The sequence below is a fragment of the Pseudocalidococcus azoricus BACA0444 genome (assembly GCF_031729055.1).
Classification (GTDB): Bacteria; Cyanobacteriota; Cyanobacteriia; order Thermosynechococcales; family Thermosynechococcaceae; genus Pseudocalidococcus; species Pseudocalidococcus azoricus.
Genome location: NZ_JAVMIP010000013.1, coordinates 32949 through 52623 on the forward strand (window position 1 = coordinate 32949; position 19675 = coordinate 52623).

At 48.0% G+C, this 19675-nt stretch carries 17 protein-coding genes; 5 read left to right on the top strand and 12 right to left on the bottom strand.

Annotated features, from left to right (window positions below):
• Nucleotides 1-216 precede the first annotated feature (216 nt).
• Nucleotides 217-1872 (top strand): alpha-amylase family glycosyl hydrolase, encoded by a 1656-nt coding sequence (locus tag RIF25_RS11895; RefSeq protein ID WP_322878759.1) that lies wholly within the window; start codon nt 217-219, stop codon nt 1870-1872.
• Nucleotides 1873-1931: 59 nt separating this feature from the next.
• Here the strand turns inward: RIF25_RS11895 and RIF25_RS11900 are convergent, their stop codons facing one another.
• The 5 genes from RIF25_RS11900 to RIF25_RS11920 all read right to left on the bottom strand — a co-directional run bounded on the left by RIF25_RS11900 (nt 1932) and on the right by RIF25_RS11920 (nt 9121).
• On the bottom strand, nt 1932-4238 hold the full coding sequence (locus RIF25_RS11900) for a ComEC/Rec2 family competence protein (protein ID WP_322878760.1): 2307 nt from the start codon (nt 4236-4238) through the stop codon (nt 1932-1934).
• A 326-nt stretch (nt 4239-4564) separates the two neighbouring features.
• On the bottom strand, nt 4565-5206 hold the full coding sequence (locus RIF25_RS11905) for a TIGR04282 family arsenosugar biosynthesis glycosyltransferase (protein WP_322878761.1): 642 nt from the start codon (nt 5204-5206) through the stop codon (nt 4565-4567).
• A 14-nt stretch (nt 5207-5220) separates the two neighbouring features.
• Nucleotides 5221-6756 (bottom strand): ABC transporter permease subunit, encoded by a 1536-nt coding sequence (locus tag RIF25_RS11910; protein WP_322878762.1) that lies wholly within the window; start codon nt 6754-6756, stop codon nt 5221-5223.
• A 212-nt stretch (nt 6757-6968) separates the two neighbouring features.
• Nucleotides 6969-8468 carry a cobyrinate a,c-diamide synthase gene (locus RIF25_RS11915; protein WP_322878763.1) on the bottom strand — a complete coding sequence of 500 codons (1500 nt, stop codon included), beginning with the start codon at nt 8466-8468 and terminating at the stop codon, nt 6969-6971.
• Nucleotides 8469-8848: 380 nt separating this feature from the next.
• Nucleotides 8849-9121, bottom strand: a complete 273-nt coding sequence (locus RIF25_RS11920; protein WP_322878764.1) for a type II toxin-antitoxin system TacA family antitoxin — start codon at nt 9119-9121, stop codon at nt 8849-8851.
• A gap of 163 nt (nt 9122-9284) precedes the next feature.
• Here RIF25_RS11920 and RIF25_RS11925 point away from each other — a divergent pair, with 163 nt between their 5' ends.
• Nucleotides 9285-9710, top strand: coding sequence for a DUF29 family protein (locus RIF25_RS11925; RefSeq protein ID WP_322878765.1), 426 nt, complete (start codon nt 9285-9287; stop codon nt 9708-9710).
• A 24-nt stretch (nt 9711-9734) separates the two neighbouring features.
• Here RIF25_RS11925 and cobJ read toward each other — a convergent pair whose 3' ends face one another.
• The 4 genes from cobJ to RIF25_RS11945 form a co-directional block, all read right to left on the bottom strand.
• Nucleotides 9735-11171: a precorrin-3B C(17)-methyltransferase gene (gene cobJ, locus RIF25_RS11930; protein WP_322878766.1), complete on the bottom strand. Its 1437-nt coding sequence runs from the start codon at nt 11169-11171 to the stop codon at nt 9735-9737.
• Nucleotides 11172-11174: 3 nt separating this feature from the next.
• A complete protein-coding gene (locus tag RIF25_RS11935; protein WP_322878767.1) occupies nt 11175-12071 on the bottom strand; it encodes a GIY-YIG nuclease family protein in 897 nt (298 codons plus the stop codon).
• 83 nt (nt 12072-12154) lie between these two features.
• On the bottom strand, nt 12155-12490 hold the full coding sequence (locus RIF25_RS11940) for a type II toxin-antitoxin system VapC family toxin (RefSeq protein WP_322878768.1): 336 nt from the start codon (nt 12488-12490) through the stop codon (nt 12155-12157).
• Entirely contained in the window at nt 12487-12714 is a 228-nt protein-coding gene (locus RIF25_RS11945; RefSeq protein ID WP_322878769.1) for a hypothetical protein, read from the bottom strand. Before RIF25_RS11945 ends, RIF25_RS11940 begins: the two co-directional genes overlap by 4 nt.
• A 64-nt stretch (nt 12715-12778) precedes the next feature.
• On the opposite strand from RIF25_RS11945, the gene aroB reads away from it, so the two are divergent.
• The gene (gene aroB / locus RIF25_RS11950; RefSeq protein ID WP_322878770.1) at nt 12779-13888 is read left to right on the top strand and encodes a 3-dehydroquinate synthase; all 1110 of its coding nucleotides are present in this window, start codon (nt 12779-12781) and stop codon (nt 13886-13888) included.
• Between the two features lie 142 nt (nt 13889-14030).
• Here aroB and rpoD read toward each other — a convergent pair whose 3' ends face one another.
• The 3 genes from rpoD to RIF25_RS11965 form a co-directional block, all read right to left on the bottom strand.
• The gene (gene rpoD, locus RIF25_RS11955) at nt 14031-15179 is read right to left on the bottom strand and encodes an RNA polymerase sigma factor RpoD (RefSeq protein WP_322878771.1); all 1149 of its coding nucleotides are present in this window, start codon (nt 15177-15179) and stop codon (nt 14031-14033) included.
• Between the two features lie 250 nt (nt 15180-15429).
• Complete coding sequence (locus RIF25_RS11960; protein WP_322878772.1) at nt 15430-16185, bottom strand: biotin/lipoate A/B protein ligase family protein; 756 nt, start codon at nt 16183-16185, stop codon at nt 15430-15432.
• Entirely contained in the window at nt 16175-17479 is a 1305-nt protein-coding gene (locus RIF25_RS11965) for a PrsW family glutamic-type intramembrane protease (RefSeq protein WP_322878773.1), read from the bottom strand. Before RIF25_RS11965 ends, RIF25_RS11960 begins: the two co-directional genes overlap by 11 nt.
• Before the next feature lie 75 nt (nt 17480-17554).
• Between RIF25_RS11965 and plsX the strand changes: the two genes are divergently transcribed.
• Together plsX and RIF25_RS11975 are read left to right on the top strand one after the other, a co-directional pair.
• Nucleotides 17555-18580, top strand: a complete 1026-nt coding sequence (gene plsX / locus RIF25_RS11970) for a phosphate acyltransferase PlsX (protein WP_322878774.1) — start codon at nt 17555-17557, stop codon at nt 18578-18580.
• Nucleotides 18580-19578 carry a beta-ketoacyl-ACP synthase 3 gene (locus RIF25_RS11975; protein WP_322878775.1) on the top strand — a complete coding sequence of 333 codons (999 nt, stop codon included), beginning with the start codon at nt 18580-18582 and terminating at the stop codon, nt 19576-19578. The genes plsX and RIF25_RS11975 overlap by 1 nt, the downstream gene beginning before the upstream one ends.
• Nucleotides 19579-19675: the final 97 nt, after the last annotated feature.

The following is a 19675-nucleotide window of genomic DNA, read 5'->3' on the forward strand; positions in this document are numbered from 1 at the left end:
CTGGGATGGCTGTCAATCAAACGCGAACTTTATCAGCAAAGATAGTACCAACGTTGAAGCCCCCACAATTTTCTCACCAATCACCAACCAATCGAGAGAGGATAGAATTAACAGATTCAGTGTGCCTCATTCCCCTACATCTCCCAAGTTTGAAAAAGGTTTTAGATCGCAGGTCAATATTCATTCTAATCAATGCTTTTTACCATAGGGGATTTTATGATACACCCGATTGAATTTCAATTATTTGCCCCCTACAACAAAGCAGTTGCCTTGATTGGGTCATTCTCGGCCTGGGAAGATATTCCAATGCAACAAGGAGAAGATGGCTATTTCCGCGCTCAAGTTGAGCTGGAGGATGGCACCTATCACTATAAATTCCGGGTTCAGTCAAAAAGCTGGTTTGTCGAGCCGGATCAATGGTTAGAGGTTGTTGACCCCTATGCTACAGATATTGATAATTCAACCCAAAATGGGGTTGTCCAAATCAAAAATGGCCAAAAAATTGTTGATACCTACATTTGGAAACATGACAATAAGCCCTTGCCCAGCGATCGCGAGTTAGTCATCTATGAGCTGCACGTGGCTGACTTTTCTGGGGGCGAACCAGACCGCTATGTGCGCGGTAAATATAAACACGTTGTCGAAAAGTTAGATTTTCTCGCTGACCTGGGTATTAATGCCATTGAACTGATGCCGCTCAAAGAATATCCGGGTGATTATAGCTGGGGGTATAACCCGCGTTACTTTTTTGCCGCAGAATCAAGTTACGGCTCGACAGACGAGTTAAAAAATCTGATTGATGAATGCCACGCCCGCGGGATTCGGGTCATTATGGATGGGATTTACAATCACTCAGAATCGTCTAGCCCCCTGACGCAGATTGACCATGATTACTGGTACCATCATTCTCCCCGGGATCCTGATAATAACTGGGGGCCAGAATTTAATTATGACTTTTATGATGAAAACCTAGATGTTAAACCGGCCTGGACATTCATTGGTGATGTTGTTCGCTATTGGATTGAAGAATATCATGTGGATGGCATTCGCTATGATGCGGCCCGGCAAATTGCCAATTATGACTTTATGCATTGGATCGTTGCCGAGACTAAAAAAACAGCCGGAGTTAGGCCATTTTATAACATTGCCGAACATATTCCAGAGACAACTAGTATTACAAATGTCGATGGCCCAATGGATGGTTGCTGGCACGATAGTTTCCGGGGGGTCATTTCCGGACATATTTACAGCGATATGTTTGATATTGAACAACTTAAAGATGTGATTGACTGCAAACGCCAGGGCTTTATGGGTGCGAGTAATGTAGTCAATTATCTGACCAATCACGATCACAATCATGTCCTGGCAGAACTGGGTAACCGGAATATTTTTAATGAAGAAGCCTTTAAGCGAGCAAAGTTAGGCGCGGCGATCCTGATGACGGCGGTCGGTGTGCCCTTGATTTGGATGGGAGAAGAATTTGGTGAGTGTAAACATAACACCCAAGAGCAGGCCAAAATTGAATGGGATCTGTTAGGAAATGATTTAAATCGGGATTTGTTTGAATATTATAAAGGGTTGATTCATCTGCGCAAAAACAATCAGGCTCTCTATGCAGAAAATATTAACTTTTTTCACCAGGATCCCAATTCCCATGTGCTTGCTTACACGCGCTGGAATGAGGAAGGCTCACGGGTTGCGGTTGTTGCTAATTTTTCGGGTAACTTCTGGGCTGGCTATACCATTTCTCACTTCCCAGCCAATGGAACCTGGCACGAATGGACAGGCGATTATGATGTTGAGTCTGGGGCCGATAACATGATGATTGACTTGGCAGAATACGAAGCCAAAGTGTTTGTCTGGCAGGGTTAATTTCTGTTGAGCCGTGAACAATCTGTACTGTAAGGCTAGAGTTTATTTCAAAATCATCACTATAAGCCGCTATCCCCCGTACTTTGGTTGGGTAAAAATTTGCCGCTCGGCTGCCATTGGACGGCCCCATCTTGCCCTGACCAATAAAAGGGAATCCGGCGGGATTTGAGTTCATCTTGGACTCCTGAGGAGAGTTGGGCGGTGGTTAAAACGAGGGCCTGGGGTTGGAGAATGTCTAGGAGATTGGGATCAAACTTACGCCCCCACCACCACAAGACATCTGGCCTGGGTAAATTGGCAGAGCGAAGCCAGACTGACTGTCCTAAAGATCGCGGGGGTTCGGTGATCAAGAGCCATTTTTTGTCCTTAATTTGCATTTGAATCACCGCCGGATCGGCCCGGAGCAGCTTAATGGCCACATCCCCCAGTTGCGCCTCTTGATCTAAACGTAGGGATTGCTTTTCGGTTGGGAGTTGGGTGAGCATTTCCCGATAGTCCGGATCACTACTGGCAGTTGGCACTTCACTGAGGCGAATGATCGGGGTTATTTTGGCTAAATCGGCCCAACCGCCTTGATCTTGACTTTGCCGAGTTGTCGCAATCGCCCAATGAATTTGGTTAATCCCCTGCGCTGCCAAAAATGATCCGAGGGATGTCCCGGCACTGGTGAGATCGCCACTGTTGATCACGACATTCCCGCCCGGCTGTTGGATGACCATAATTGGGGTTTGGGTATTATCGAGAACTGTGACTCGAAAGGTATTAGTTTGCACGAGTAAAAATGGCACAATCACTAAACTTAGGCTAGTCCCCAACGCCAAGACCCATCGCTTTTGCCACCAAGGATGCAGCCAGACCAACAAAATCAGCCCATAGATTGCAAACACCTGTGTCCAGCCCAAGGCCCCCAACGCCAGCAGACTGTAGGGTAAACTGCCAAAGAAATCCACAAGCCAGAGCAAAATCACGATGGGATAGTACATGACCCAGGCCAGGAGTCCCCCCAATGTCGGCCAAAGGACAGCCCCCAGGCCACTGATAAAACTCCCCACCGTCACCACTGAGAGTAAAAAGGTCGTGATCACATTCACAATCAGGCCATAGGTGGGAAACACACCGAAAATTGCCAGGGACAGGGGAAAGACCCAAATGTTAGCGGCTAAAGGAATTGCCATTAGATTCGCCATTGGGCCGGGGAGCCAACTGAGACGTGCTTCAATCGCAGGAGCCGAGACAATTAAGCCGAGGGTGGCCAAAAAACTGAGTTGAAACCCTAGATCTTCACTCCAGAGTGGGTTCACAATCAACATTCCCACCGCAATTGCCAACAATAAGCTGGCCGGTTGAGTTTTGGTCTCTCCTGATAATGCTGCCAGGCCCGCTAAACCCATCAATACGGCCCGCACGGCGGAAGGGGCAAACCCACTCAGGGCTGCAAATAAAATTAAGGCCGCGCCCCCCACTTGTAACTGGCGATTTTTGGGCAAAGGCCGGGTTAGGAGCATGACTACCCCCAAAATGACTGAGGTGTGGAATCCAGAGGCGGCAATGGCATGGGACAGACCTACTCGGCGAAAGGCGTCGCGAATATCAAAGGGAACCCCGACTGCCCGACTACCCAGCAACATGGCACTGAGGAGTGGCCCCTGTTCAGCCCCCAGCTTTTCCCCTTGGGCCATAAAGATGCGTTCTCGTAATGCCCACAGGCCCCAGGGTGATCCGGCTTTAAGAATTTTGGCCTGGCGACCTGCTAATCCGGCAAAGGTATGTTCCAGTTGCAGTTGGCGCTGAAAATTAAAGGCTCGATAAAACTGATTGCCGCCCGCTTTGGGTTGATAGAGAAAGCCCGTCACCGCAATGGTTTGACCCGGCCGAATGTCTGCCCCATCTTTGGCATCTATGGTTACATACAATCGCCCACTGGCCCGCCCCTGTAATAAGGATTCACCGCCACGCCCTGGAACGTGTTGATACCGCTCAGCTTCCAGAAAAAACCGTAATTTACCGGCTCGATTGGGGAGGGGATAGGTTTGGACATTGCCTTCTACCATCACGGTCGGCTCACCCCCCATGGCTGTTAACCGCGTCACGACTCGACTAATATCCGTTGCGCCAGGGGTAGGGGTTCGCAAAAACATATAGGCCATGGCAATTAAGGCAATTCCGGTGGCAATTAACCAACTCCGGTCTGGGGGCAGACTGCGCCAAAACTTGGGCCAAATCGGGGCCTGGTTGCGACAAAAACTCATCAGAAGCCCGAGGACTAATGCAATGACCCACCCCCAAGGGGAACCCCCCAAGTACAGCCCAATAATGAAGGCTAATCCCCATAAAATGGCATCGGCCTGGTATAACTGCGCGGGCATAGTTCACAATCTCTCTAGCGGCGGTCATGTTGTCTAATATCTAATCACAGGCCAGAGAAATCTCTTAGTTATTGAGACTACATGGTTAAAAGTTTTGGTATCGCTCATCAAAATCTTATTCAACATTGACAGGAGGAGCGATTTTCCAAGAGTTGCTATCTGTTGAAGCTGCTCGTTAGTAAGTTGATCAATGTTTTGCTTAAGAGCTTCGCGAGTGAATAACATACAACACTCCAACCACAGTAAAGTTGACTTCTCCTAATCTTAAATCTATCTTAGATTTCTACCTTGAATTACTCTCCTCTCTATCAATCAGAACAATGAGCCTATGGTGATGATTCCTTTAGCCAATGTCCAAACCCGGCCAGGTCTAACTGGGGTAAATCGTCGGGGCGATCAATGTCGGTTAATTCGGGTAACAGGGCGGTGGATAATCCTAAATCTTGGGCAATGGCGAAGGATTTTCTAAAGACTTGATCGCTACCCCAGGCCATGGTTTGAAATAATTCTGGAATGACTTTTTTCAGGCCAATTAAGTAATAGCCGCCATCTTGGGCTGGGCCAATGACAAGATCATGATTGGTTAATGCCTCTTGGGCCTGGGTGAGGATGGGAACCGTTAATTCTGGGCAGTCAGTCCCGATGACTAAGGCAGGGTGGTCAGTGGTTTGAAAGTGGTGGCCCAAGGCATAGAGCAATCGCGCTCCCAAGTCTCCTTCTGGTTGTATTTGATAGTTGATTCCGGTTCCTAACCAGGCCTGCATCAGCTTGACATTTCCCCCGGTAAACCAAACGGTGATTTGCCGAGATTTGATGGCTTGGGCAAAGGTTCTGGCCTGGTGAAGGGTATGCTCGGCCATTTTTTGGTGGAACTGGGCGGCTCCTGTGGCTCCTAAGGCCGGAATTAACCGGGTTTTGCTGCGGCCAGGTTCAGGGTAGCGGGTAAAAATGAGCAGGCCAAGGGTCATTGCTTAGGCGGCGATTATTTAACCGAGGTGATGATCTTGTGGGGCTGTTTGTCAGGATAGAGCCGGTATTCCAAATAATCAAACCCACGGGCCGCAATCACAGTCATGATCAAGTAAATAATCGCGACAGTAGTGTAAATTTCAAAGGGCCGATACTCATCCGCGACAATTAACTGCCCTTTCCGAAACAGTTCTTCATAGCCAATCACGGCCACCAAACTGGTGTTTTTCAGCATCGAAATAAATTCATTCCCCAGGGCCGGAACCATTTGCCGAAAGGCCTGGGGAAAGACGACATGACGTAAGGTTTGCCAGCCACTAAATCCCAAAGACTCGGCCGCTTCCTGTTGTCCTTTTTCGACCGCTTGGAGGCCACTGCGTAAAATCTCGGCCATGTAGGCGGCTTCATTCAAACTGAGGGCGGCCACAGAGGCGACAAAGCGGTTGGGACTAAAATCTAAGCCCAGGCCCTGGACAACTCCCGGAATCCCAAAGTAGATCATGAAAATTTGCACCAGTAGCGGTGTACCCCGGAAAAAGTCAATGTAGATGGCACTCAGTCCCAGGCCCCATTTGTTTTGAGATAGACGCACCAAGGCTAAAACCAGGCCCCCCGCAATTCCCAAAACAATGGATGCGGTGGTGAGTTGGAGGGTGATCACAGTGCCTTGAAGCAGGGCAGGAACGGCACGAAGGGAAGTTTTCAGACTGTCCCACAGTCCTGATTGCGTGGAAACCCTTTCTTGTTGGGCTGGGGCCAATGCTGGGAGGGCTGGAGCCGGGGCCTTGAACCACTGGGTATAAATTTTGTCATAGGTACCATCTTTAAGAATTTTGTCCAGGCCTTGGTTAATCAGTTTTAGGTAGGGAGATTGCTGTTGGGTGGCGACTCCATAATATTGTCTGGTTTCTTCTTGCCGAAAGACTTGAATTTGGCTGAATCCACCGCGAGCAATACTGTAAAGCAAGGTCGGTGTGTCGTTAATGATGGCATCGACATTTTTGCTAATCAGGGATTGGATACTCAAATCGGTGGAGTCGTAAATAATCACATTGGCGTTGGGGATTTTTTTAGCCTCGTCTGCAGAAGCCGTACCAATTTGAACCGCAATTCTTTTACCTTCTAAGTCCTTAAAGGTTTTTAGGTTACGGTTGGCCGGTAAAACCCCAATCGCGAGGGTAGCTTCAAAGTAGGGGCGCGAGAAATCCACCACCTTGAGCCGATCCGCCGTAATTGTGATCCCAGAAGTCGCTGCTTGAATTTGTCCGACCGCTAAAGCCGGAATCAGACCATCAAAGTTCATGGTTTTGAATTCCACCTCCAGGCCAGCCGCTGCCCCCACCGCCCGCATTAAGTCCACATCAAAGCCAATTACCTCGCCTCCCCCTGGTTGAAATTCAAAGGGAGCGAAGGTAGGTTCCATGCCAACTTGCAATATCTTTGGAAGTTCTTGATCACTGCGAGTACAGCTAGAAATAGCTAGAAAAATGATCAAAATGCCACTCAAAACAAGACGGGGCCAGGCCTGGAACACGGGGGGATACTCCACAAAACAAGCTCATCATACCCTGTACCATAGCGGGGGGCGGGGGCCTGAACAGTAGCGCGTGACGCATTTTTGAGTTGGCTATTTCCTTGGATATATAATATATTCTTACCCGGATCATAAGAATTTTGACTCGTTGATAGCGGTCTCTTTAACACGATGACGACTAATTTGCTGTTTTGTGATCACTATGATGCCTGAGAGTTGCATTGTTGCTACAGGTGATTGCTTTGGCGATAGGTTTGACAGAGTTCTAAAAACCGTTTTGGCACATTCAGACAGCCCCCAAAATGCAAATGGACATAGGACGCATAGACATTGCCTAACTGCCAGCCTTCTGTTTGGGGCCTGCTCCCGTCATAGTTGGTCAGGTGATAGAGGGGAAGAGTCGGTCGGGTTGTTAAGGTTGAGCGATGAAACTCATGGCCAACCATGATCTGAGCATCGGGAATGAGGGCGTTAACCAGGCCTGGATTGGGTTGGATCTGCCGATAACCGAGGGTGAGCCGTTTTCCCATTTGGGCCGTGGTGGGTAAAATTCCCAGCATTGGATAAGAATGTTGCTCAAAGTCCACAATGGCCTGGCAGAGATACATTAGCCCGCCACATTCGGCATAGGTTGGCAAGCCTTGGGAAATGAGGTGATGTAATTGCTGGAGGAGGGATTGATTGGCACTCAACTCAGCGGCAAACATTTCGGGGAACCCACCGCCCAAATATAGGCCGTGAATGTTGTTCGGTAATTCCCGATCCTTGAGGGGACTCCAGGCCACGAGTTCAAAGCCCACAGATGCCAAAATATCCAAGTTATCGGCGTAGTAGAAGTTAAAGGCGGCATCTTGGGCAATGGCTAACCGACAGGGGGCCTCAGGTTGATGTTGGGGTTCAGAACTTGCAAGTTGTAGCTCAGAGGTCGGGTAGTCTAGTTCAGAGGTTGAAATGTCCAGCTTAGAGGTCAATCGTTCTGACTTAGGGGTTGAATGGTCTAGGTCAGAGATTAACGGTTGTGGGATTGGTGGGCTTAAGAGGGGAAGTAGGTGATCCCAAACAAAACTGGCCTGGCCCAAGGTGGCGAGACGCTGAATCAACGCTGGCAGTTCAGGAAGTTCATCGGTGGGAACCAGGCCCAGATGGCGATCCGGGATAGTAATGTCTGCTTGCCGATAAAACACCCCCAGCAGTGGCATATTCAGGCTTGATAAGGCCTTTGACAACAACTCTAAATGACGTTCACTACTAACTCGGTTCAAGACAACACCGGCAATCCTTAACTGGGGGGCATAGGTTTGATAGCCATGCACAAGGGCCGCAATCGAGCGCGAGGTTCCCCCGGCATTTACCACTAAAACAATGGGTAACTGTAATAAATCGGCAATATGGGCCGTGCTGCCTCGATCCCAAGGGATGGCCGGGTTAATCAGACTAGAACTAGCCCCATCAAATAAGCCCATTACCCCCTCAATCACAGCATAATCACAAGCAGCCGTATGGTGGGCAAAGCAATCTTGAACGTAAGTTTCTGAGGTTAAAATGACATCCAAATTCCGACAAGGGCGACCCGTCAGGCGGCGATGAAACATCGGATCGATATAGTCGGGGCCAACTTTGAAGGATTGAATTATTTTGGAGTGCTGTTGGGCTAAGGCTGCTAAAAGCGCGAGAGTGACGGTTGTTTTGCCAACTCCGCTCCGTTCACCTGCAATCACTAATGCCATACTCTTATTTTCAATTGCATATTCAGATTTTGATACAGATTTTACATGGTTCTTATCGGCAGATATAGTTTGTGTAGATTTTTCTGAAATTGTTGAAATTCATATTTAAGATGGAAATGTGTTACTCGTTCATCCAATGCCTCAGTAATTACAGCCAATGATGCCACATGAACAGAACTAACTAAAGCCCTTTTGATTGAATTAATCAAGATCAGTTCACCAAGTCTCTTTCCTTACTGTTTCTGATTAACCCCCAGACAGACTAACATGGTCGTAGGCAGTAAAGGATAGCGTGGTAACTGTTTAGTAAAGGTTTCATCGAGCAAAGACCAAGGAAAGTGCTTCTGACTATCTAAGGGTTAATTTTAAGCTTCATGTACCTAACACATATCTTGATAAAAATGAGTCGCAGCATTTAGAGCGGAATCAGGTTGAGGTGGATTTAGCATAGACTCAACAAATGCTTGACTATCCGCCTGATTGAGTTTTATAACTTGATGTTTGACAATGACTCCATAGGCTTCTGCTTCAACCATGGTAATGACAAATTTCGTGAGGGAACAGCCTTTAAGATCAGCGGCTTTTTGTAAAAGAGCTTGGGTTTCTGGATTGATCTGGGCTTCGAGGCGGGCCATTTTGTTAAGTGTGCTCATGATTTACGTGGTAGCTTTGTCTATTGTAGAGGGACTAGACCTGCCTATGGGGCGTTTATTTTAAAGCTATCCAGGCCCGGGGACAAATATCATTAGAAAATGGGGCAGGGGCAAGCCTGAATGTTATCTAAACCATTCCTAAAGGTACAGGGGTTAATCAGCGATGGATGAGTTAATGGAGTTACGAGAACTGGTTGAAAATCAAGACTATAAAAAAGCCCTGTTATTGATTGATGAACTAGAAGAAATGTCCAGGGAAGACAAATTAGCCAAAATCTACAGCCATGCCGTGGTCTTGTTAGTGCATTTAATTAAGCAGGCCGCCGAGGAACGGACTACCCGCTCTTGGGATTTTTCAATCTACAACAGTATCAAAAGTATTAAACGAATCAATCAGCGGCGAAAAGCAGGGGGATTCTATGCCAACACAGAACAATTAAATGAGATTCTTAATGATGCCTTTGATATTGCTTTAAGAAAGTCAGCATTGGAGGCCTTTGGGGGGATTTATACAGAAATGCAACTGTTAGAAAAAATAAATCCAATAGAACTCCAACAGCAAGCATTAGATTTAATCAGTGGCAGTTAAGGGTCTTACTTTTGACTCCTTGGCTCACGATAACTCAGAGACAGAATCAGGATAAAAACGCGGTGTATAGACCCACTGGCGGGAGTTATGCTGAATCAGTTTTGTTTGACTCGAACCCATAATCACAACCGTTCGCATATCCACTTGACTAACATCTAAGGTTTCTAAGGTTTGGATGATTACGGTTTGCCCAGGCCGGCCCAAATTCCGCCCTAAACTGCCGGGGGTTTCTGGGGGGCGATACCTTAAGAGTATTTCCTTTGCGGTTTCTAATTGCCAGGTGCGTTGGGACGAGACGGGATTATAAAAGGCAATGACAAAATCGGCCTGGGCAGCGGCGGTAATTCGCTGGGCAATGGTCTCCCAAGGCTTGAGAATATCGGACAAAGAAATCACACAGAAATCATGCCCCATCGGTGCGCCCACTAATGCCCCGGCGGCCTGGAACGCGGAAATTCCCGGACAGACTTCAAGTTCAATGCCTTCCCACTCTGGTTTAGCGCGCTGCTCCAAGACTTCAAACACTGCCGCCGCCATGGCAAAAATGCCCGGATCTCCTGATGACACGACTGCGACAGATTTTCCCGTTGCGGCTAAGTCTAAGGCCATTTCTGCCCGATCTAATTCCACCCGATTATCAGATTCGTGGCGGTTAATCTGGGGTAAACGCAGGGATTCAACTAAGTTCAAATAGGTTTTATAGCCGACCCAATCCGTAGCTGAGAGCAAAGCCGTTTTCACTTCCGGCGACATCCAGGCCAAATCCCCCGGCCCAGTACCAACAATGACTAACTTTCCGGGTTTAGCTTCAGTCAATTCTGGATAATACCGATAAATTAACTGCTTAGAACTGGGATTAAATTCAGATAAGGGTGTTTCTAAGTTAGTAATTTCAATGACAAGATCACTGGCCTGGTCGGATGCTAAAAAGGGAATTTTACTCTCGGTTAACCAAGGGGCTGTTCCGATGAGTTTAATTGAAGCTCCAGCCAGCAAGTCCGCTAAAAAATCTTTGGCATCTTCAGGGTTAACGAGCTGATAGTTTGGGGGTGGTGCAAGTAAGGCAGTTTGAAAGCGAATCTCTCCAGTCGTGGTGATGGCTGCATTTACTTCTAAAATATTGGCAATCTGTCGCGCTAACTGATTAGACCCCTTTAGACCCCCCAACAACGGTACAACCGCACTCCCATCTTCCGCCACCGCCAATACCGGGGGTTCCTGCCATTTATTGCTTAGGAGTGGAGCTAATGTCCGAATCAAAATTCCCGCCGCACAAAACCCAATAATCGGCACTCCAGCTTGAAATAATTCCCGCACGGTCTCGCCAAAGTCTGTATAGGCAATATCCGGGGCCTGGGTGCGATTGGCTAATCCATAAATTCTTGCATGGGGGAACTGGGCCGTAATTTTGCGGGCGGTGATCAGGCTGGCCTGGTTCAAAGTAATCAATGCAATAGTCATCTATCAAACCCCCAAAAGCTGCTCAATGGGTTTCAACTCCGGCATTCGATATGCAATGTAATCCTCATGAGTCAATTGCCTACGTCGCTTGAAATGGGAATAATAAATATCCCAGTTCTCTTGTTGTATGGTTATGGCCTCTTGTAAATTTGCTGGATTTTTAAGAGCGAAAATTGGTTGATTGCAAATATCAAATAGCATCAGCTTATCTTCATGTTCTTCAAGCCAGTTTGATATAGATGAGAATGCAACAAACTCATAAAGGACTGGATTTAAGGAAAAGCTATAGATTTTTAGGGGATTTATTGATAATTTATCCTGATGACAATAACTTTTATGAGCACACCATGAATCTCTAAACAGAATTCCTTTTCTTTTTTGAGACTTCAAATATGATTTTTCAATTATATTGCAATCCTTGTATCCTATAATAATCAAGATAGATATTGCTTCATTTAGTTGGTCATTTTTATTGATTTCAAGTTGATTATAATATCCTAAAACTGCGGATCTATATCTTGGCGAGTTTGTGGCTTTATCAGTAATGACCTTTAATATACGCGTAAATTCCTCATCTGCACTTAAGTTTGGTCTTGTGTAGTTTTTAACTTGAGTGAAGTTTAGAGATGGCTTAAATTTACTAATGTACTCTGTTTCTGTTTCTTTGAGCTGATGAATAGGTATACTTTTCCAATGAATTTGATACTGTCGCCTCATATTTGTTCGTTTAAGTTGATCATGCCGATGATGTTTTCTTCCTTCCCAACGAGAACAAAGATTAGTTGAAAGCCCAACATACCAAACTTTATCAGAGGCATCAACTACAACATAAATTCCTGGTGTTGATGGTAAACTTTCTCGTTGCTCAAATTCCACACTTGGCCAAATCTTCCATTCCATATAAAAACTCTAATCACAACTCTTTAATTATCAGTAACTAAGAGAAGCAAGTCATTAGAACCAATTCTATTTCCATTGACACTTCAAACTGTCCAATTTTCGATAAGTAGCCCTGATACTTTGCTAAAATCCTGGTGATTACGAGTTAATAGGATTAGGCCACGGCACAACGCGATCGCTGCAATCCGAGCATCCATCTTTCCGAGTTGAATCCGCTCGTATCCTTTGACTAATTGCTCCAGATTGTTGGCACGGTTAATGTAAGTATGGCTACCTAGCATCTGTTCTTGAAATGTCACAATCGAGACAGCAAAATCTGACAATGCATATTGAGCCATGCGAGTCGAAAGGTTTGTGTAGTCTTGCCCTGCTTTTCTCTGAAGAATGCTCAAATGATCTGTGTCCAATAAATATTTCATGACTCGTCTTGCAGTTTAAGAAGCGATTCATCCTGACGCACTGCCCGACCATAAGCAAGCACTTCTTCAAACTCAGGCTCATCCTTAAAAGACCCGGTAATTTCTTGTAGCCAATTGATTGGCTGAGATGTTAGAACGTGCATTTGTAGTTCTACGATTGCCTTTTCTGCTGCGGTGACTCGCTCCTCCAAAGAAGTATGAATTGCCATGCCATCAACTGTCATCGCCCTAAACTCCTATTTCCATCTATGGGATGCTAGAGTCATAAACCCTAAAGCTAGTTTAACGATGTTATCTCGATCCATTCCCGTCAATCTGCCCAACCAGGCCTACAAAGTGGTGATTCAAGCTGGGGGACAAGCAGACCTCGGATCAATTCTCCAAGCCCAAGGACTGGTTAAACCCGGTCAAAAGCTTCTAGTCGTTTCTAACTCGCAAATTTTTCGCCATTATGGGCCAGACATCATGGACTCATTGCTCAATGCAGGGGCAGATGTGGAGAAATGCCTGATCCCGGCCGGTGAACGCTACAAGACCCCGAAAACCCTCCAGAAAATCTATGATGCAGCCTTAGCTCACAGACTGGAACGCGGCTCGGCCTTGGTGGCCTTGGGGGGCGGTGTGGTCGGGGATATGACCGGATTTGCGGCGGCGACTTGGTTGCGAGGGATTGGCGTGATTCAAGTTCCCACCAGTTTATTAGCGATGGTGGATGCCGCAATTGGAGGGAAAACAGGCGTTAACCATCCCCAGGGCAAAAATTTAATTGGGGCCTTTCATCAACCCCGCTTAGTCCTGATTGATCCTCATACCTTGCAAACCCTCCCCCGGCGAGAATTTCGGGCAGCCATGGCAGAAGTGATTAAATATGGGGTGATCTGGGATGCAGAGTTATTTGACTTGCTGGAAAATGCTCTTGTCCTAGACCGGGTGGAAGCTCTGGGGGATGATCTCTTAGGTCAAATTCTGATTCGTTCCTGCCAGGCCAAGGTAGATGTGGTGACAAAAGACGAGCGGGAATCAGGGTTACGGGCGATTCTCAACTACGGCCACACCCTCGGTCATGCTCTAGAAAGTATTACCCAATATCGGCAGTTTAATCATGGAGAAGCGGTGGGCCTGGGAATGTTAGCAGCGGGGGAAATTGCGGTCAGGATGGGCCTGTGGACAGAAGTGGATCAAAGTCGTCAGATGCAGTTGGTGGAAAAAGTTAAGTTGCCCTCGGCCTGGCCTGGGGATTTAGATTTGGATACAGTGCTCACCCTGTTAAGCAGCGACAAGAAAGTTAAAGATGGTCAAGTCCGCTTTATTCTGCCCCAGGCCATTGGTCAAGTGATCATCCACGATCAAGTTCCGCCAGCCATTATTCGAGGGGCAATCCAATCTCTCCAGGCCTAGTCCCATTCCGAGGCGCGATGCAGATCACCCATAAACCAGCATCCGACTCAAAATTGGGCCCAAAACTGCCAAAGCTCAAAACCAGGGAACATGAAACAACTGATCACTGGCTTTGAACACCACATTGGGAGATGACTAAAACCTAGCGGATATATTCCTTCAGGACACTATTACGGTTGGGATGGCGGAGTTTGCGCAGGGCTTTGGCTTCAATTTGGCGAATCCGTTCCCGCGTTACATTGAAAATTTGCCCAATTTCTTCCAGGGTTTTCATCCGCCCATCGTCCAGGCCATAACGCAGTTTCAAAACATCTCGTTCCCGCGGACTGAGGGTACATAAAACTGTTTCCAAGTCTTCCCGGAGCAAATGTTTGGAAACCTGATCTTCTGGGGTTTCGCCATCGGACTCAATAAAATCCCCCAACCGAGAATCTTCTTCTTTACCGATGGGGGTTTCTAAGGAAATTGGCAGTTGGGCCGACTTGGCAATAAACCGGAGTTTTTCAATGGTCATTTCCATCCGTTCGGCAATTTCTTCCTCGGTGGGTTTGCGGCCCATTTCTTGGGAGAGGAGTTTAGTGGTTTTCTTAATCCGAGAGATGGTTTCGTAAAGGTGGACAGGAAGGCGAATGGTTCGGGATTGATCAGCAATGGCGCGAGTGATGGCCTGGCGGATCCACCAAGTGGCATAGGTGGAGAATTTATAGCCTTTCTCGTGATCAAACTTTTCCGCTGCCCGAATTAGGCCCAAGCTCCCTTCTTGAATCAAATCTTGGAAGGACAGGCCCCGGTTCATATATTTCTTGGCAATGGACACCACCAAACGGAGGTTCGACTGGACCATTTTTTCTTTCGCCCGCCGCCCAATAAATAAGCGATGCCGAAATGCGGGCAAGGTCATCTTAACTTCACTGGCCCAGGGTTCGGGATGTCGCTCTAAGTCCTCTGGGTCACAGTCTAATTGCTCACTAATCCGGTCACGAATCCGCTCCAGTTCCAATAGGTCAGCGATTTTCCGTGCCAGTTCAATTTCTTCATCGGCCCGCAGCAAGCGAATCCGGCCAATTTCTTGTAAGTAGAGGCGAATGGAATCTTCGGTGTAATGTTTTTTCTTGGCCGTGGCCCGCCGCCGCCCCTTAGCCTTACCCGCTTTGCCCTCACCATCATCGGAGGCCTCATCATCTTCTAACTCATCAAGCTCTTCATCCAGTTCATCCTCAGCCTCAATGAGTAATGCATCAAGGGCCATTTCGGCCGCCGGGGTTGCCTCGAGTACAGTGGCCTGGGTCATGCGGGTGTCCTCATCTCTTCTCTCTAAGTGACATGAAAAATTGGCGATAGTCGTAAAACTAAGGTTGAAGCCGGTCACCGAGAGTGGGAATTAGCCTGAACTTTAGCGTGATGTAAAAACATCCCAGGCTGGTCAACCCCTAATCCGGTGAGGCTTTCAACATTGTTCTGCAATATTCTAGCTAAAACCTCATTGATTGTAGCCTTTCTTACAAAAATTCGACAACAACTTTGTTTGCTTAGGTTTGGTATTAGTTTGAGCAGGTGAATTGCGGGTTGTTCTGGATATTTTTAATGGCTTGCCATTCCGCTGGAGTTAAGGGTTCTGAGACTAGGGAAATCCCCAAATCATCCTCGAGGGCCTGGCAGAGGGTTGAGATAATAATTTCAGGATCAGGGAATTGACAGTTAGGCAGAATTAACGGGGCTTGGAATACCTGTTGCCATAAATTTGGATCAGGCCGTAGCCGCATTGAACCATGTTGTAAAACAGTTAACCCACTCCAGGCCTGGGCACTACCAATTAATTTATAGCCCCCCGCCAAGACTAAATCTGCTCTGGTGGCACGGCTAAAACAGTTCACAGTCCGCTGATCATGCCTCTGGTCAGACCCGAAAGATAACTCCATGCCCAAACGGCCCCAACCTTTGATCAAAAACCGACAGAGGGTTTCGTAGGCTAAGCGTCTCTGGGGTGCTGCTAGGGTTGTCACCAGGCCATAGGTTAAATCCCCCTGATGTAAAACAGCCCGCCCCCCTGTGGGTCGTCTGACGATATCTAAGGGTTTTCTCTCCCAGGCCAAGGTTTGCCAATGCTCCGGTAAGCCTTGCTGATGATAGCCACAGGAAATTGCCGCCCCCTCCCACTGATAAAATCGCAGACAAGACGTGAGCAAGCCCTGTTGTTGTTGTTGCCAAAGCCAGGTATCAATAGCCATTTGGGTTAAACCGGTCGCCGTTATCGGGGGAATATACCGCCAGGCCGGGTGAGAGATGTTAACGGTCATAAAAACGGGTCGCAAAGTTCAAGGCTCGCGTCGGGGAGAGTTGACGCGCCTTAAGAATTGTTGCGGTTAGTAACGCATAGGCCAAAATGCCCACCCCGACTAAGCCCAAGGGGCCAAAACTGGTGGCCGAAGTATTCCAAAGGGCATGAATTAAAGCCGCCACAAACCAACCCAAGCCCAAGATAAACCAACGTTGTCGCGGGTACAGCACCGCCAAACCAATACAATAACCAAAATAGCCACTGTAGGCCATATGTCCGGCCACCGACCCTAAGACCCGCGGAATCAAGACCTGTAAGCCGGTTAAATCTCCCGTTTGGGCAATTAAATTGGGGACATACTGCCCCAGCGTCTCTAACCACGTAAAGCCCAAGGCAGCGGCTGTGGCCAATAAAATCCCATCCAACGGTTCCCAAACCCCAATCTGTTCCCGGCGAGGAGAGCGCAACAGCCGTCCCAACCCCCAGGCCATCAACACAGGAATTGCTTTGAGTAACTCCTCCAGCAGCCCCGCCCCAAAAAAGTAACCAATAAACTGCTGCCCAAAATTCATCTGACTTGGATTGACTGTTCCCGGTAGCACCTGCCGAAAAAACCAGGCCAGGCCAAGGGTAATGGGACTCCGAATTAATAAAATTTCCAAAATTACCGCCGCCGCCAAGACCCAAATTGGTTTTGGTTTGCCACAGAGTTGATAGATAAAGTAATACCCTGCCAGGCCCAGATAAACCGCCAACACCACCTTAAACAGGGAGCCATTAGCCGTAGTCATAAATAGCAAAATCACGGCCAACACCGTCACCATCCCCGGCATTAAATAGGCCTTGCGGGCTAAATCCTGGCCAGCCGCTAACAGGGGCATTAATTGGGACAGGGTTAAGGTACTCACAGGCGGGCGGGTCAGGGTTGCAGGGATTTCAGTGGCAGCAATGTAATTAAACTCAAACTCCGGCCCCTCCGTGCCCAACCGAAACCGATCACCAGGGGTCAACACATGGGGGGCCGTAATGCGGCGGTGATTCAAAAATGTCCCGTTAATACTGTTCAAATCCTCAATTTGCCAGATCCAGGGTTCTGTAGCCCCAGGGCCGGGTCGTAAGGAAACATGATGGCGAGAGACAGCCCCATAGCGTTGGGAATCTAGAACCACCTGACAGCTTTGCGGATCCCGTCCAATCAGGGTTGATGCCGATGTTGATAACCAAAAGTCCTGGGTTTCTGGAGAAACTTGCCGTAACAGGGGCCCCTGGCCAGGCCTGGGAAATGAGCCAAACGATCCGAGGTTTTCCGTCATTTACGCGCCTAAAGTGCAAGGGAGGGCAAGTTCATCTGCTAAAATTCTGAAGGATTTTGTCACAAGAGTTTAGGAATGACTTGTCCACGGATTGCGGTAGATGCCATGGGCGGCGACTATGCCCCCGACGAAATAGTTGCTGGAGCGATTCGGGCCCAAGCAGAATTGGCAGCAGAAATTATCCTGGTGGGCGATCCTGAGCCAATCCAGCGGTATTTAGATGAACATGAAAGCGGGATTAAGCTAAAAATAGTCCCCGCCGCTGATGTGGTGGAAATGCATGAAGAGCCGTTGATTGCCCTGCGCCGCAAACCCAATGCCTCAATCAATGTCGCCATGACCTTGGTGAAGAAAGGGGAAGCTGATGCGGTGGTTTCGGCCGGACATTCTGGGGCGGCGATGGCAGCGGCATTACTCCGACTGGGAAAATTACCCGGGATTGACCGACCAGCGATTGGAGCCATGTTCCCGACCCTCCTCCCCAGTAAATCGGTCTTAATTCTCGATGTTGGGGCCAACGTGGACTGTAAACCCCGCTACCTTGAACAATTTGCCTTGATGGGTTCCATTTACAGTCAATTTGTTTTAGGGGTTGAAGAACCCAAGGTTGGCCTGCTCAATATTGGCGAAGAAGACTGCAAAGGCAATGACCTCGCCCTCCAGGCCCACAGCTTGTTGCGGGACAATCCCCGGATTTCCTTTTTGGGTAATGCAGAAGGGCGTGATGTCATGTCGGGGCAGTTTGATGTCGTAGTTTGTGATGGCTTTGTCGGGAATGTTTTATTGAAATTTGCTGAATCCCTCGGGGGCGTGTTAGTTCAAATTCTCCGGGAAGAACTCCCCAAAGGTTGGCGGGGTCGCTTAGGAACAGCCCTGTTACGCCCTAACTTACGGAATATCAAACAACGGATTGATCATGCCGAACATGGGGGCGGTTTGCTCTTGGGGGTGGATGGAATTTGCATCATCAGTCATGGCAGTGCCCAGGCCCCATCCATTTTTAATGCCATTCGTCTGGCCCAAGAAGCGGTCGAGCACCAAGTCTCGCAACGGATCCAGGCCTGTTATCAAGCATCCAGTGTCGTTGGAGAGGGAGATTAGTGGAGTTGCCCTTTGGCGTAAATTTTATTGGTATTGGAGCCGCCGCCCCCCCTGTTGCCCTGAGTAATCATGACTTAACTGCCTTAGTTGAAACCTCCGATGAGTGGATTCAGACCCGCACCGGAATTTGCCAGCGCCGGATTGCCACCCCAGACATTACCCTAACGGAACTCGCTACAACTGCGGCCCAAAACGCGATCACCCAGGCCAAGATTGATCCGACCACGATTGATTTAATCATCCTGGCCACTTCAACTCCAGATGATTTATTTGGCAGTGCCAGTTTAATCCAGTCAAAAATTGGCGCGTCCCATGCCGTTGCCTTTGATCTCACCGCGGCCTGTTCGGGATTTATTTTTGGCCTGGTGACTGCCTCCCAATATTTGCAAACAGGCACTTACCGGCGGGCCTTAGTGATTGGGGCTGATATTCTTTCCCGCTGGGTGGATTGGACGGATCGGCGCACCTGTATTTTGTTTGGCGATGGGGCCGGGGCCATGATTCTGGATGCGGCTCCCACCAATGAAAACGCGCTCCTTGGGTTTGAACTTCGCAGTGATGGCAAACTAAATCACCATTTAACCTTGGCATTTCAACCGGAACCCCAGGCCTTAGTCCACACGAAAATTGCCCAAGGGAAATATCAACCCATCTACATGAACGGTCAAGAAATTTATCGCTTTGCCGTTACCCAAGTCCCAGAAGTGATTACAAAAACCCTGCATCGAGCGAACCTTACCGCTGCTGATATGGATTGGTTAGTCCTTCATCAAGCGAATCAACGAATTTTAGATTCGGTCGCCCAACGCTTAGAGATTCCCAAAGAGAAAGTTATTAGTAATTTGGCCAACTACGGCAATACCTCAGCAGCTTCAATTCCCTTAGCTTTGGCAGAATCTATTAATCAAGGCAAGATAAAACCAGGCCATGTCATTGCCACCGCGGGGTTTGGGGCGGGTTTAACCTGGGGTTCAGCTATTTTCCGTTGGGGGGTCTGACTTCACAACTTAAAGTTTTACTTTGTGGCTTTAATTTAAGTGAATACCCAAAATTTGAAGTTCCTAATTAATCTATGTTGTTGCGGTAGTTTCATCA